Annotated in this window: 19 protein-coding genes; 16 read left to right on the top strand and 3 right to left on the bottom strand. The window is 41.7% G+C overall.

All coding sequences use genetic code 11. The annotated features are described in order from the left end of the window. Window positions 1–9 precede the first annotated feature (9 nt). Window positions 10–1,305, bottom strand: a complete 1,296-nt coding sequence (locus P5V12_RS02170; RefSeq protein ID WP_316955590.1) for a hypothetical protein — start codon at window positions 1,303–1,305, stop codon at window positions 10–12. 230 nt (window positions 1,306–1,535) lie between these two features. Here P5V12_RS02170 and P5V12_RS02175 point away from each other — a divergent pair, with 230 nt between their 5' ends. Beyond that, the gene (locus P5V12_RS02175; RefSeq protein ID WP_410483319.1) at window positions 1,536–2,984 is read left to right on the top strand and encodes a DEAD/DEAH box helicase; all 1,449 of its coding nucleotides are present in this window, start codon (window positions 1,536–1,538) and stop codon (window positions 2,982–2,984) included. Between the two features lie 69 nt (window positions 2,985–3,053). On the opposite strand, the gene P5V12_RS02180 is transcribed toward P5V12_RS02175, so the two are convergent. Then, on the bottom strand, window positions 3,054–3,644 hold the full coding sequence (locus tag P5V12_RS02180) for an Hsp20/alpha crystallin family protein (RefSeq protein ID WP_316955592.1): 591 nt from the start codon (window positions 3,642–3,644) through the stop codon (window positions 3,054–3,056). A 118-nt stretch (window positions 3,645–3,762) separates the two neighbouring features. Next, window positions 3,763–4,236 (bottom strand): Hsp20 family protein, encoded by a 474-nt coding sequence (locus P5V12_RS02185; RefSeq protein ID WP_316955593.1) that lies wholly within the window; start codon window positions 4,234–4,236, stop codon window positions 3,763–3,765. Between the two features lie 377 nt (window positions 4,237–4,613). Between P5V12_RS02185 and P5V12_RS02190 the strand changes: the two genes are divergently transcribed. From P5V12_RS02190 to P5V12_RS02260, 15 genes are all read left to right on the top strand, one after another. Then, window positions 4,614–4,892, top strand: coding sequence for a DUF4242 domain-containing protein (locus P5V12_RS02190; protein WP_316955594.1), 279 nt, complete (start codon window positions 4,614–4,616; stop codon window positions 4,890–4,892). Between the two features lie 86 nt (window positions 4,893–4,978). After that, window positions 4,979–5,452: a hypothetical protein gene (locus tag P5V12_RS02195; protein ID WP_316955595.1), complete on the top strand. Its 474-nt coding sequence runs from the start codon at window positions 4,979–4,981 to the stop codon at window positions 5,450–5,452. A 129-nt stretch (window positions 5,453–5,581) separates the two neighbouring features. Further along, window positions 5,582–5,959: a hypothetical protein gene (locus tag P5V12_RS02200; RefSeq protein ID WP_316955596.1), complete on the top strand. Its 378-nt coding sequence runs from the start codon at window positions 5,582–5,584 to the stop codon at window positions 5,957–5,959. 283 nt (window positions 5,960–6,242) lie between these two features. After that, window positions 6,243–6,593 carry a hypothetical protein gene (locus P5V12_RS02205; protein WP_316955597.1) on the top strand — a complete coding sequence of 117 codons (351 nt, stop codon included), beginning with the start codon at window positions 6,243–6,245 and terminating at the stop codon, window positions 6,591–6,593. After that, the gene (locus P5V12_RS02210; protein ID WP_316955598.1) at window positions 6,566–7,165 is read left to right on the top strand and encodes a hypothetical protein; all 600 of its coding nucleotides are present in this window, start codon (window positions 6,566–6,568) and stop codon (window positions 7,163–7,165) included. The genes P5V12_RS02205 and P5V12_RS02210 overlap by 28 nt, the downstream gene beginning before the upstream one ends. Before the next feature lie 58 nt (window positions 7,166–7,223). Continuing rightward, window positions 7,224–7,514: a hypothetical protein gene (locus tag P5V12_RS02215; protein ID WP_316955599.1), complete on the top strand. Its 291-nt coding sequence runs from the start codon at window positions 7,224–7,226 to the stop codon at window positions 7,512–7,514. A gap of 205 nt (window positions 7,515–7,719) precedes the next feature. Next, the gene (locus P5V12_RS02220) at window positions 7,720–8,001 is read left to right on the top strand and encodes a hypothetical protein (RefSeq protein ID WP_316955600.1); all 282 of its coding nucleotides are present in this window, start codon (window positions 7,720–7,722) and stop codon (window positions 7,999–8,001) included. A gap of 106 nt (window positions 8,002–8,107) precedes the next feature. Further along, window positions 8,108–8,533 carry a hypothetical protein gene (locus P5V12_RS02225; RefSeq protein ID WP_316955601.1) on the top strand — a complete coding sequence of 142 codons (426 nt, stop codon included), beginning with the start codon at window positions 8,108–8,110 and terminating at the stop codon, window positions 8,531–8,533. Between the two features lie 335 nt (window positions 8,534–8,868). Continuing rightward, window positions 8,869–9,786, top strand: a complete 918-nt coding sequence (locus P5V12_RS02230) for a TIR domain-containing protein (protein ID WP_316955602.1) — start codon at window positions 8,869–8,871, stop codon at window positions 9,784–9,786. A gap of 277 nt (window positions 9,787–10,063) precedes the next feature. After that, entirely contained in the window at window positions 10,064–10,444 is a 381-nt protein-coding gene (locus P5V12_RS02235) for a hypothetical protein (protein WP_316955603.1), read from the top strand. A gap of 93 nt (window positions 10,445–10,537) precedes the next feature. Beyond that, entirely contained in the window at window positions 10,538–10,933 is a 396-nt protein-coding gene (locus P5V12_RS02240) for a VOC family protein (RefSeq protein WP_316955604.1), read from the top strand. 611 nt (window positions 10,934–11,544) lie between these two features. Next, a complete protein-coding gene (locus P5V12_RS02245) occupies window positions 11,545–12,033 on the top strand; it encodes a hypothetical protein (protein WP_316955605.1) in 489 nt (162 codons plus the stop codon). A 71-nt stretch (window positions 12,034–12,104) separates the two neighbouring features. Continuing rightward, a complete protein-coding gene (locus P5V12_RS02250) occupies window positions 12,105–12,581 on the top strand; it encodes a GNAT family N-acetyltransferase (protein ID WP_316955606.1) in 477 nt (158 codons plus the stop codon). A 114-nt stretch (window positions 12,582–12,695) separates the two neighbouring features. Further along, window positions 12,696–13,010, top strand: coding sequence for a hypothetical protein (locus tag P5V12_RS02255; RefSeq protein WP_316955607.1), 315 nt, complete (start codon window positions 12,696–12,698; stop codon window positions 13,008–13,010). A 96-nt stretch (window positions 13,011–13,106) separates the two neighbouring features. Further along, the gene (locus tag P5V12_RS02260; protein ID WP_316955608.1) at window positions 13,107–13,424 is read left to right on the top strand and encodes a VOC family protein; all 318 of its coding nucleotides are present in this window, start codon (window positions 13,107–13,109) and stop codon (window positions 13,422–13,424) included. Window positions 13,425–13,469 lie beyond the last annotated feature (45 nt).

Below are 13,469 nucleotides of genomic sequence, written 5' to 3' on the forward strand. Positions count from 1 at the left end.
CTGAAGTTATTATTCACTCACATACACCGCAAACGGAATACCGGGAAATAATTCAAACTCTAGCTTGATATCCCAGCCGTTTAATAAATTCATAAAGTTTGACAGCGCTTCTGTATCCAGTTTGGATTTCAGGTGTATGGTGTTGTTTTTTACTTCGCCGGATCGAACCGAAAACTCATCCAGGTCGACCTTGGCAAATTCCTTTCCGTATTGTTCCAGCGTCAGGGTGCTGTTCTCGACAACCAAATCGAAATCGGTTGGGTTTTTGACTTGTAGCACAAATGAAAAATCAATTTCCGATTTTCCGCCAAATAGGGCGGACAACCCCGGCGTGTCCAAATTAAACGAATCCCAGTCTACCTGGTATTCGCATTTCAAAAACTGGCTTTTGTGGTGAAAGCTTTGCAGTAACCGGCCATGAAAAAAGAGATTCACCACTAATAATAAGGCCAGGCAAGAGTAGCCCCAGCGCCGAGTAGTTAAACTTGGTGGGGTCGTATTTTTCACATCGGGAAACAGTTGCACTGCAATATAGGTACCTACCGGAATGGCCAGGGTAATACAGAGAATATTGAGCAAAAACAATATTGAAGACATTTGCACCAAACTTAAGTCTTCAATAGAAACAACAATGGTACCTAAGCCAATCATGGGAAGTGAAAATAGGCAACCAAACCCGAGCGTAAGTAATGTGTTTTTCGATAAAAGCTTAAGTATGGTGTTATAGCGAATCCTGTGGCGTTGAAGTGTGGGGGCAATTAAGTCCAGGCCGAATGTGTAAAACAGGAAAAGTATACTTAATGTAGACGAAAGCCAACTGGCCCAGGCATAAGGGTAATAGCCAATCCATAAAATGCTAAGTTGTGCGGTCAGGTATAGAAGAATAAGCTTGGTTTCTTCCACGGCTTGTAATAAAAGCGGGAATTCTTCGGTTGAGCCGGAACTGAGTCCGGACTCCACTTCGTATACCGCAGAGCACTTTTCCTTTAATGGGAAAAGCAAGACGGAGGCGGCAATAACCGAGCCACTTAATATCATGCCAACCAGTACAATTTTTGTTTGAGACTCGAAAAAGAAACCCTCAATCCAGCCTGCCAGTCCATGCCAGGAGTTGGGGAAAATATAACTAAAAATTGCCTGCCGGATATGCTCCTCGTTTTCCATTAATATGGCGGAGACTAAACCGAACACGGCAAGGGCTAGCACTAGATATAACGCCAGCCAGATATAACTTTCGCGGTTGAGTTTTGATAAGGATCTTGGGGTAGCTGTGAGGGTATTATGTATCTGTTCTACCAGCTTCATCTGTGTGTGTTCCTGATGGTTCGCTTTCGTTGAAAATACCGCTTTGGCGCAGTTTTGAATTGGCTTCAGTCTACGTTTCTTTCTCAGGATAGAAAACCAAGAAATGAAGGACAATACCTCAAATTTGCATTGTGGTGCATTGCACCCTGCGCAGGGGAATGGGAATAGATAGTAGATTTTGCTTATATACTGTACACTGCGCAGCCATTTTCTTATGTAGCCAGACAATAGTGACCTCACAGCCGAACACCAAGCCCAGTACCTCGAAACCATCAGGCCCCGCATTTAACCAACTTGGCTTATCCGAGCCAATATTAAAGGCCATCGCCGAGTCTGGCTATACCACGCCTTCCCCCATTCAGGCGCAAGCCATTCCCGTCGTTTTACAGGGCAAGGATTTGATGGCAGCAGCGCAAACCGGTACAGGAAAAACCGCCGGCTTTACGTTACCCATATTGCAGCAATTGTTAAAAGGCGAAAGTGCCAAAGCCAATCAGGCTCGTGTGCTGATCCTTACGCCAACACGAGAGTTGGCTGCGCAGATCGGCGAGAGTGTGGAAACCTATGGCCGCTATTTACCGTTTCGTTCTGCTGTCGTTTTTGGCGGGGTAAAAATAAATCCACAAATGATGACGTTGCGTAAAGGCGTCGATATTCTGGTTGCGACACCGGGGCGATTATTGGATTTATACCAACAGAATGCGGTGAAGTTCAAACAGTTGGAAATTCTGGTATTGGATGAAGCGGATCGTATGCTGGATATGGGCTTTATCCACGATATCAAAAAAATTCTGGCTATCCTGCCCAAGGAACGACAGAACCTGATGTTCTCCGCGACGTTTTCTGATGATATTCGTAAGTTGGCAAAAAGCTTGGTGCACAATCCGGTTGAAGTATCAGTTACGCCGCGTAACACCGCGGCCAAAACAGTAAAACAATGGATTTGTCCTGTTGATAAAAAGCAAAAACCCAAGTTACTCATCTCATTGATTAAAGAAAACAACTGGCAGCAGGTGTTGGTTTTTAGTCGAACTAAGCACGGTGCCAACAAGTTGGCTCGAACGTTAACTACGGCGGGTGTGAATGCCGTCGCCATTCATGGTGGTAAAAGTCAGAACGCGCGCACTAAAGCCCTGGCGGATTTTAAAAGCGGGAGTGTCAATGTGCTGGTCGCCACGGATATCGCGGCAAGAGGCATCGATATCGATCAACTCCCTCAGGTGGTGAACGTCGACCTGCCACAAGTTGCCGAAGACTATGTACACCGTATTGGCCGAACAGGTCGAGCAGGGGCAAGCGGGCAGGCAGTATCCTTGGTGTCGGCAGATGAGTTTGAGCAGCTGTCCGCGATTGAAAATTTAATCAATAAAATTTTACCGCGAAAAATTATGGATGATTTTGAGCCTGTGCACGATGTTCCAGAATCCAAGCTTGGCGTAAAGCCCAGGAAAATAAAACGTCCGAAAAAGCCGAAGGTGGAACATAAAGACGGCAATCATGTAAGAGGTGGTCAACCCGGAAAAGGTTCAGCAGGAAATGAAAAAGAGCCGGGGAAAGCCGCAGTCAAAAAGAAAAGACACTCAGCTTCAGGAAATGGAAAAGCAGCTCCGGGACCAAAACGGAATAGAACTCTGCCCAGTGGAAAAAATAAAGCCCATTCCAATACAGTTAACAAGTAGAAGCTCAATATCCTTGGATATATTGGTATCCCAAAAAAGGGGCGGAAATCATCGCCCCTTTTATTTGCTTTATGAAGAAATGGGTATACGTTTTACATCCTTCTCTTCTCGTTCCAATCGAGGAATAGAAAGTGTGAGTACACCATCTTTCAGGTTGGCTTGAATATCATCAGCACAGGCATCCTCGGGAAGCGAGAGTGTGCGCTGAAACGAGCCATAACTTCTTTCTATCCGATAAAACTGTTTATCCTTATTCTCCCTGGTTTCTTCTTTACGACCTTTGATGGTTAATACATCCCCGGTCACTTCTATCGAAAGATCATCGTTTTTTAATCCCGGTACATCCAGTGATATTTCATACTGCTTGTTGTTGCCCGCCACATCTATATTGGGGCGGTAGTCTCCGAGTAGATTTCTTTTTCCAGTAAAACTCTCCGGAGAAAAACCGTCAAAAATCGACCGGCTAGCTGGCATGCCGAACGCACTGAATGCCTGATCGAACAGCCTTTCCATTTCTTTGTGTAATTGAACCAACGGATTCTTTTCGGTAATAGTCAGACTTTCTGCTTTGTCTCGCGATACCGGAATGTGATTCTGGTTTTCGTTGGCTGCGTTTTCGTGTTTAAACCAATTCCAGGGGTTAAGTTTTTCCAGGTTCATAGCTCACCTCCAATTCATAAAGGCACTAATACAACCAAGTAATGGGTTCTGTGTTTAATAGGACCACATTTTAGTGGCACGCCACACGGGTATAAACCGGGTGTGACGTGCCAGGACGTTATGCAGCGGCTTTGTTGTTGTCCCGTTCAACGTTGTTTTCCAGAGCTTTATTGCCATTGTTTATGGCAATAGATTTTGGTTTCATCGCCTCTGGAATTTCTTTTACCAGGCTAATGGTCAAGAGGCCATTTTTAAGGCTGGCGTCTATCACCTCGACATAGTCTGCTAAATTGAACTTACGCTCGAATGTACGATTGGCAATGCCATGATATAAATACTTGTGTTCATCCTGACGTTGCTTTTCGCCACGAACAATAAGGGTGCCTTTCTCTACTTTAATATCGAGTTCTTTTTCGTCAAAGCCGGCAACCGCGAGTTCGATTGCGTACTTGTTATCCGCAAGCACTTCGATATTGTAGGGAGGGTAGCCTGAAGCCACAGTGTCGGATGACAAAGCGGAATCAAGCAGTGAAGCTAAACGGTCAAAGCCGATACTGCTACGGTATAGGGGGGTTAAATCAATTGAGTTCATAATACATCCTCCATAAGAAGCAACATAAAATAAAGTCAAGAGTGACAGAGCATAGTCGTATCGACCTATCCTCTGTACTGCTGAATGTATGGGCTGGGCTGTATGTTTCAAGGAAGTTTTTTAGAAAAATTTATTCTAAAGTGAATGGTGTCGTTATTGCTGGTTTTTATTAAAACCCGGTTTGGGTAGGGTTTCTCCAGATTGAACTCGCCTGAAAAGCATATTAAAAATTTATTAAGAATGGACGAGCGGTTCCACCCATGAATCTACCCCAGAAGTTCATCCTTTGGTGGAGTCGTGAGCGCCAGTTTGTTAGTTTACTTGTTTGTCAAAGCTCTACTATACTTTTAATCCCGTAGGTAGATTGGAGATTCAAAATGCCTAAATATGTTATTGAAAGAGAGCTTGAGAATGCCGGGAAATTATCAAGTGCTGATTTACAAAGTATTTCTAAGAAGTCTTGTGATGTGCTAGAGGAATTAGGACCGAAAATCCAGTGGGTTGAAAGTTATATCACAGATAACAAAATATATTGTGTGTATATTGCTCCTGATGAAGATATAGTTCGAAAGCATGCCGAAATGGGCGAGTTTCCTGTTTCAGCCGTAAATCAAGTAAAAGCTGTCATCGATCCAACCACTGCAGAGTCAAAGTAAACTAATAAGAAGCGCAAGCGAGGACGTGTTATCGCACGTCGCTTCGCTTCGCTTGGCGTTACAAAATCTATCAAAGGAGAGAAAGCATGTTTAACAAGGTCGCAGAAGGGGTTGTTCAGGGAATACTGATCGCTGCAATTGGTTTCTCTACTGCTACAGTTTGGAAGGCGTTTCAGTCTTCGACAGAAGATTTAAGAATTGCAAAGAGTCAACTAAATTCTCAAGTCCAAAGAAACCAACAGTTGATCGATTTTAATAAGAATCAAAAAGAAGTGAATGCAGAACTGCTGAGTATTACAAATCAGCAATCTGAAGATCTAAAAAAATTGGCAGAAACAATCGTTTCGCTAAATGCTACAGTGCAGAAGCTATCCACTCAATTAAAAGTTAAAGTTGACAAAACAGTATCAGAAAAACTGGTAGAGGTCGAAAAATCTGTAGAGTCCAGGAAGGCGACTAGTGCGTCAGTTCAGCAGCAGCAACAGCAGCAGCAATTAATTTATGGCCAAATGCAACAGCAACAGCAACAACAACAACAAATTCAACAGAAATGGCATTAATTAAGGCAATACATGCCGTAGTTGTCAAATTGGCAACTTCTCCGCTTCGTGTTGTGGCTTAACGCTACGCTACTACAAAGCACTAAAATCCAAAGCCGAAGCTTACAGCGGCATTATATGAGGTAAAGTATGCAGGTTACGTTATTCTGGGGGGCGGCGTTGATGGGCCTGATTACTTTCTCTGTTCATACGTTTATTGGTGGCCCTCGTGTGGCCGCACCTTTATTAGCCAATTCAAGTTTGCCAATAGCGTCCAAATGGTTGAACTATTACTGTTGGCACATAACAACAATTTACACACTTTTTATGAGTGTTGCTTATGGCTATGTGGCGTTACACCCTGATCGTCCAGAATTGGTAGTATTCTTAACCATTTTGAATATGGCTCTATCATCGCTTAGTATTGTGGTTGCTCTGAAAGGGGGAATTAATCCGTTTTACTTTCCTTCTACCTCACTTTTTGCATCAGTTTCTTTGCTTGGGCTGTTGGGGTTGATGGCGAGTTGAGCGTAGAGTAATGTGGGTCTTATAATAAGGCAAGGCCAGCAATAAAAGGGTAGTTGCGGCTATTCGCAGACTGCACAACCTCAGGCATGTGTCGGGTTGGAGCTCTATTTTGTAAGCAGATAGCTGTCTGCAAAGTGTTATAAGATGAGTTAGAGTTTACTTTAAACTAAGAAGTGGTTGGCAAGAATAGGCGAGCGCGTCCGCCTATCAATCTGCTCCAAAAGTTCACCCCTGCGGGATGGCATTGAGCACCACCCCGTTATGTTTAAATCGAGGATTATCAATGAATAGAAAGTTAATATACATGGTTGTAATATTTGTGATTTCGCCTTCCTTATTGGCTGGTTCTGGTAGTGGACATGTTCAAATCGAACATGTTTATCCTCCTGCAAAGTTATTTTTTTATACAACAAATCACACTAATCCACCTGTGTGTAATACCTATAGTCAGTTGTCTAGCGGTTCGAAACGATGGGTTATAGATTTAAATACCGAGTTAGGAAAACAACAATATTCTTTACTGCTAGCAGCGCAAATGTCTAACAAGGAAGTAAAGATAGGTGGCTCAGATACTTGTAATCTACATCCTAATTCTGAAGATGTTAGTTGGGTTGGTTTTCCCGTAAATCAATAAAAAATACGCTTCTAGAAAACCTCTCATGGAAAACTAAAAGATCCAATAATGCGAGGAATAAAAACATAACAAGAGTAGTCTGGCAAACCAATTTTCACTCGTTCTTCGCTACAAATTGCTCACAGCTACAAGGTATTGAAATTTTCAAAACAATGAAAGTACTATTAGGGTTTCTGGCAACCTTTTTTTCGGGTATGGTGCTGGCACTAGACGAGATTCCTGACGGAGGTGTTGTGCCTAGGGAATGCCATTCTGAAGCAAATAGAACATTTCTTGCCGACAAGGTTCGTACTGTATATACACCAGAAAAAGACGGACTGGGTGTTCTAAAAATATACTTACCAAAAGCTGTAGGCGATTTACATTTCGATGAAATCATGATTTCCGTAGGAGTGCGGAGTGACATTGATCTTATCATTCCTATTGCTACCAATCGTGAAGTCAGTGAAGTGGTGGCAGCGTTTCACGCGACAGGGGAGAAGTTGAGGGCTATCAATTTAATAGCCGTATTTGATTTCGAAAATGTGGTATCAGAGTGCAGGCTTAACTACGAGGTCAAAGTTGAAATTTAACAAATTTAGCCAGCTTCGCCCACGAGCTGGGTCTAGGCCATGTATCGGGTAGCTTTCTATGGAAAAGTTAGTTTTCATTCCGGGTCTACTAATGAGTTTTTGTATAATTACCTGTTTAGTATTGCTTTTTAAAACAAAGAATCAGTCTCAAGGTGCACCAGCTTTGTTTAAGTTCTTTGGCTTGGAGCTGCTTACTGGTATGTACCTAACGGACAAAGGTAAAAGCTATCGTATTTGGTATTGGCGTGTATTTTTCTTGGTATTTGTGTTCGCGGCAGTTACGATGCTTTTTATGTACTTGTTCGTTCCTGAATTTAGTAACGAGTTAGTGAGTGCTGCAAGAAGCTGATAACAAGTGACAATGGTAATAGCGTATAACGCCTTCTCACGTAAGGTGTAAATGGAGGTGCAGGTAAGATGTCCGCTTTTGAGCCGTAATATTCCAATACTCGATTAGACATATAGTCCGGTATTGGCACGCAAAAGCCATTAGCAGTATGCTATAAACAAACATAAACGACACCCTGCGGGGTGACATTGAGCACCGACCCGTTATGCGTAAAATAGAAATGAAGGCGTTTTCACTAATAACTCTAGTTTTACTCTTATCTGGGTGCATTCCAATTCGTATTGTTGATGTGCCTCCGGATTTGAATAGTTGCTCTAATCTGGGTTGGGTAGAGTCGAACAAGGTAGATTCCATTCGTGCGAGAAAGCAACTGGATAAAAAGGTCGAGTCTCTTGGAGGAAACTTGCTTTACTTAATATCAATGCAAGAAAATACGAATAAAGAGAAGAAGAGTGTTCAACGAGGCATTGCATATAAATGCAGTTAATTTCGAACTCGCATAACAAGCGTAGGCTGGCCGATATTTTATCCGTTTCGCCTGCGGCTACCCTACTAAAATACGGCAGCTACGGGCGTTAGATGCCTGAGTAGAAATGAGTGAATTTATAGTGAATTCAGTTGATACGTGTATACCATATGTCAAAAATGAGCTGGAGTACCTATCCAAATTCGGGATCAATGAGCTTGAAGAGATACATAAAGCTAAAGAGCTTCCGCTAGGAGAGTTTAAGAATATTCTTAGGCATTATTTGGAACTCGCATGTACTTGTCAAAATATCGGTAATATAACTATAGGAAGATATTGTATTCAGAAAATGCCGAGACGTTTGGTTATCCAACATGTCGAAGAATGTGCCGCAACATTACTTGAAGCAAACGATGAGTGGATATATCGCCGGCTTTTAGAGTTATACTCAACTATAGACTCAGATTTAATGGCGCGGCTGGTGAAATTCTGTTTAATGCACCAAAACGCCGAAATTAATTGTCTGGGGAAAGAGTTTATTGTCAATGAATAGCAGATCATCTAACAAAGCTATTAAGGCTGTAATTTTAAGCATGCTCCCGTTTCACTCTAGCATACTTAAAATTACAGCTTATAGCGACGATACAAGGCCTCGCTCGCTACGCGACCTCGGCCATGTATCGGGTCGGTGCTCAATTTTTTGTCGCAGATAGTTGTCCGCGCAGTGCTATAAATTGAGTAAAAATTAATTTTAAACTAAGAAGCGGTTGGCGAGAATAGGCGAGCGCGTCCGCCTATCAATCTGCTCCAAAAGTTCACCCCTGCGGGGTGACATTGAGCACCGACCCGTTATAGCTTGCATACTAATGATTATATTAAGGAGAATATGTGAAAGTATTTATTAGTTGGTCTGGAGAGACTAGCCACAAAGTAGCCAAGGCTCTGCGTGACTGGTTGCCTTCAGTTATTCAGAGCATTACTCCTTATGTTTCTTCAGAAGATATTGATAAAGGAGCAAGGTGGTCATCTGATATCGCTTCTGAATTAGACGAATCTTCATTCGGGGTTTTATGTGTTACCCCCGATAATATTGATGCTCCTTGGTTGAATTTTGAGGCTGGCGCTCTAGGAAAGAGTGTCGATAAAAGTAGAGTTTGCCCATTTTTGTTTCGAATAAAACGGTCGGATGTGACCGGGCCAATTCTTCAGTACCAGTCGACGATTCATGACAAAGAAGACGTGTTTAAACTGTTAAAGGCTGTAAATGAAGCCTGCGGTGAGCACGGCATTGAAGAAATTAGACTCGAAAAAACATTTGATGTTTGGTGGCCAAAATTAGATGAAGAGCTTGGAGCAATCGAAACTCTAGAAGGTCAAGACCAACAAGATTCCGAGGCTCCCGAACAAAATAATGATTACATATCTCGCGTGTTAGAGGAAGTTCTGGAAATCAGTAGAACTAATCAAAAATTACTTCGAGATCCAACTACCATACTGCCTCCTGATTACTTTGAACACATGATGTCTAGAAGTAACCGTGACCTCGAAATGCGCCGCCGTCATATGAGAGAAGAGAGGCTACTTGAATCTGACATTGACCCTAGAGCCATGGAGGAGGTTATTGTTCGGTATCGTGACTTCCTTAAATTCTTAAGTAAATACCGCCATAAACTGTCTGACGAACCACGCTTAACAGAGGAAATGTTTGATCTGCTAAGACGCATGGATGACCCTTTAAGATATGTATGCAATAACATGGGAATGAGACTGCCCCGTGAGGTGCTTGAAGATATTGATATGCTATAACAAAGCCAGTCAGCAGGACGCAGCGATGCTGCGCCTCTGCTGGCGGCGATACACGGTCTCGCTCGCTGCGCGACCTCGGCCATGTATCGGGTCGGTGCTCAATTTTTTGTCGCAGATAGTTGTCCGCGTAGTGCCAGAAATTGAGCAGGAATTTACTTTAAACTAAGAAGTGGTTTGTAAAAATTAGCGAGCACATTAGTCTATTAATTTGCTCTTAATGCTTACCCCTGCGCTGCGATATTGAGCATTGATTCGTTATGTGTATAGAGGGATTTGAATGAAATCATACATTTTTTTTATTTCTGCTCTAATTCTTGCTTCTGTTTCAGTCGCGAGTGAGCTTTCTCCTATAGAGAAAAAGCAACGTAAGGTAGTTTCTCGTTTCTATGAAGTATTAGAAATGATGCCTAGCCGATGTCCTGAATCAAAAAGGAGTGAATATAGTAGCTCTGTAGTTAAGTTTGAAAACATGTATCCAAAATTTAAATCCGCACTTAGAGATTCTAAATTTAGGCCTTATGCTATAGAGAATTTTTCTAATGCCTCTGCAGTAACTGAAGGTGGATGCCTATATATTAAAGATGCGTTAGACCGTTACACAAATACCGACAAAGGGAAGCAAAAAATGTTAGAGCTTCTAAGTGTGATGGCGTCTTAATCACTGTCACTCAGAGCAAGACAGTTCAAAATGGACTGTCTACGCGTTACTTCGATAGTCTATTAATTAGTCGTTTATTTCTAGGGAGTGATCATGAATATAAATCAATTATCCTCATGTTTTTGTACAAAAAATATTTCCGCTTGCAGGGATTTTTATCAAAAGTATCTTGGTGCAAAGATTACATTCGATTGCGGTTGGTATCTCAACATGGATATTGGAACACAAGGTGTGAGTATTCAGTTTATGGCGCCTCAAGGTGATATGCCTACTTATTCTGGTGCCGGAGTAACCTTAAACTTTGCCGTCGATGATGTTGATGCAGAACACAGGCGTCTGATGGAAGCCGGTTTATCTGAGGTTATGCCACTAGAAGACCATCCTTGGGGAGATCGAGGTTTTTCTGTTATAGACCCTATAGGTAATTCTGTGTACATTTATTCAGACCGGGAACCCTCTGAAGAATTTAAGCAATACTTTAAAGATTAACAAATCAACCTGTGCGGACTTGGTAGGGCTTTCTCCTTTTTCAGATATGAGGTGGTTGGGGGAGATGGACGATCGTGTATGTCTTTAGTCTTATCCAGATGTCACCCCTTCGGGATAACATTGAGTGTTGGCCCGTTATATTCTGGAATGATATGAGAATAATCTATTTGATTTTAGTTGTATTTCTTTGTTTGGGATGCTCTAGTAGTAAACCGTCAAATTCTCCTAAAACTCTTGAAAATGATGCAAACTTCTATTTGGAAAAATGTAAAATTCTATATTCTAAAAGCGAGGATATAGTTTGTAAGTTGAAGGAGTTTGATTTATTTGTTTTCGTTGGACCTTTCAAAGATGAAAAAATGAACGGACTGGGTTATTGTTTTTCGTTAAGTATTAGGAAGTTTCATAAATGTATATTTAGCAAAGGTGTCCCGCTTCCAAAGATTTGCTATGAAGGGAAAAAATCTGTAAATGAACATGTTTGGGATGAGGTTTGCCCGGAATCTACTGCATCGGAAACATGATATTTATTCTGGCGCTTATCTTTTGGGGAGCTTTTAACTAAAATGAATATTATTCATAAATCCGATTGTGACGGGTGTTATGTATACATGAGATATTTATCATTATTTTTACTTGTTGTTTCATCCTTTGCTCTATCCGGAGATGGAGCTGATAGTGAAATTAGATACGAGTTGGATTTGTCAATAAACTACTCTAAGTATGTAATGTCTCCGAAAGACATAGAGTGGTCGAATAAGCTTGTAAATCGACTTGGGTATGAGGGCGACGTATTACATTTCGTGCTTACAGATATTGTTCTAGTCGAAGCTAACAAAAAACTGAGTGGTAAGATCTATCAGTCAGTTGAAAACCCCGGACGATATTATGTATTGACAGGTGATATCGGGATTGATACAAAATTGGGAATTATAGGTAACGCTGGTGCTGGGGGGTATTCTATGTATTCTCCAAAATCGAAGAAGTTCATCGTGTGCTTTAATTGCGGGTATGGAATCCCAGTGGTTAGGCACTCAACAATTTATAAAGGCCCGATATATTGGTACGGGTCGAACCATATAAGGCAAACACTTCGGTAAAAATTCATAACAAATGGCTGGTGTCGTCCTTTGGGTAAATCGTTGGCTCTACATTGAGATTTGGAAGTTTTATGGAAATTAGATACTTGAAAGACTCAGATAAAGCCGGTCTGTGTAAATTGTCCCACCAGATTAATAAACAGCATTTCGAAAAAGAGCCAAAGTATTTTTGTAATCCTGGAAAAGAAGGTGATGATTGGGAGTTTTGGAAAAACTCCCATGAGAAGGAGGGTGGTTTCGTTTTGGTTGCTGTTTTAAATGAAGAGATAGCGGGTTTTGTGGCGGCGGAGATGTCTGATATGCCAAATCTTCCTTTTTTAAATCCAATGAAAAGGTGCCGAATAGCGACAATTGTGGTATCCAGAAAGTGTCAAAGGAGAGGTATAGGTACTGCCATGTATGAAAGTGTGTACAAGATAGCAAAAGAATATGGCGCTAGTGATCTCAATTTAGAAGTGTTTTCATTTAATCGCTCTGCTATCGCTTTCTACGAAAAGCTCGGGTTTATAAATAGTTCTCACCGTATGTCGATGCCAATAGCCTTATAATTCGCATTAAACCGGATGCCAAACACTCGTTGAACTAGTACCACTTTAGTGTTGCCAGCTCACCACAGGTTCGCTGATCGTTGGTCCGACAAAACAAAATGGAGTATTGATATAATGAAGTTAGTTGAATCCGTTTTAGTTCCTGTATTTATCGGGGTTATCGCTTCTGGCGCGACAATCTATGTTAACGAAAGCAACCGTCAGGAGCAGGAGAATGTGGAAACGACTCTAAGATACTTGCTGTCATACAAGGAAGATTGGAAATTAAGGTCGTTCGGAGCTATTAAGCAATATTTTGGCAATGCTTATACCGATGAAGAGCTAAAGAAGCATCTCATCGCAGCAGGCGCACTTCAGTTTCCAGACAACGAAAAGCCTGGTGAATATTGGTGGGGGTTGACATCAAAGAATTTGGATCGACTCAAGTGATAAACCATTGAATCGACTGTAGCGAAAAAATTACACCAAAAGTTCGCCTCCACGGGGTGACTTGGGCGTTGGCCGTTATAGTTCAATGGAGAAAAAGTGAATATTTCATTGCTAGTCTTACGATGCACGAATATTGAATTAAGTAGAGACTTCTACTCAAAGCTTGGCTTATCTTTCATTGAAGAAAAGCATGGTGATGGGCCTAGACATTATTCGTGTGAAATTGATGGTATGATTTTAGAGCTTTATCCAAACAAAGGGGAAGCTCTGCAGGAAAATATTCGTCTAGGTTTTAAGGTAGATAATTTAGAGTCTGTATTAGAGCAAGTAATAGTAGCAAGTACTTATGTGTATGCTGGTTCTGCTATCTATGTAATAACTGATCCAGACGGGCGTAAAGTCGAGCTTAGCTAGTAAAGCTATAACGATGTGTTCAAAATGAGAAAGCTGAGTGCGGTA

The sequence above is a fragment of the Teredinibacter sp. KSP-S5-2 genome (genome assembly GCF_032773895.1).
Lineage (GTDB): Bacteria > Pseudomonadota > Gammaproteobacteria > Pseudomonadales > Cellvibrionaceae.